General features: G+C 31.3%; 1 protein-coding gene. It reads left to right on the forward strand.

Annotated features, from left to right (window positions below; all coding sequences use genetic code 11):
- Positions 1 to 126 (forward strand): class I lanthipeptide, encoded by a 126-nt coding sequence (locus GNY06_RS15005; RefSeq protein ID WP_394350813.1) that lies wholly within the window; start codon positions 1 to 3, stop codon positions 124 to 126.
- Positions 127 to 575 lie beyond the last annotated feature (449 nt).

Genomic DNA, 575 nt, shown 5'->3' on the forward strand with positions numbered 1-575 from the left:
ATCAACAAAGACCAAATTAGCAAATTACAAGAGCATCAGTTAAACAGTATAAAAGGCGGAAATAAGGCTGCAGAAGCCACTCCTTCTTGTGGAGTTAACTCCTGCAATATTACCACCGTTAAATAAACTGAATAATAATTTTAAAAAAATAACACAGATGAAAAAAATCAAATTAAGCAAATGTCTACAAATCAACAAATAACAAATTAGAAAATTAAAAGAGCATCAGTTAAACATTTTTAATTGCGTAAATAAGGCTGCAGAAGCCACTCCTTCTTGTGTAGTTAACTCCTGCAATATTACCACCTTTAAATAACCTGAATTTTAATTTTCAAAACTTAACACAGATGAAAAAAATCAAATTAACCAACGGTATACAACTCTACTAAGAGCAAATTCTCAAATTACCAGAGCAACAGTTAAACAGTATAAAAGGCGGAAATAAGGCTGCAGAAGCCAGTACTTATTGTGGAGTTAACTCCTGAAATATTAAAAACGTTAAATGAGCTGAATTTTAATTTTCAAAACTTAACACAGATGAAAAAGATCAAAGTGACCAAAGGTCTGCGGATCAA

Origin of the sequence: Elizabethkingia argenteiflava, from assembly GCF_009904105.1 — a bacterium.
GTDB lineage: Bacteria > Bacteroidota > Bacteroidia > Flavobacteriales > Weeksellaceae > Elizabethkingia > Elizabethkingia argenteiflava.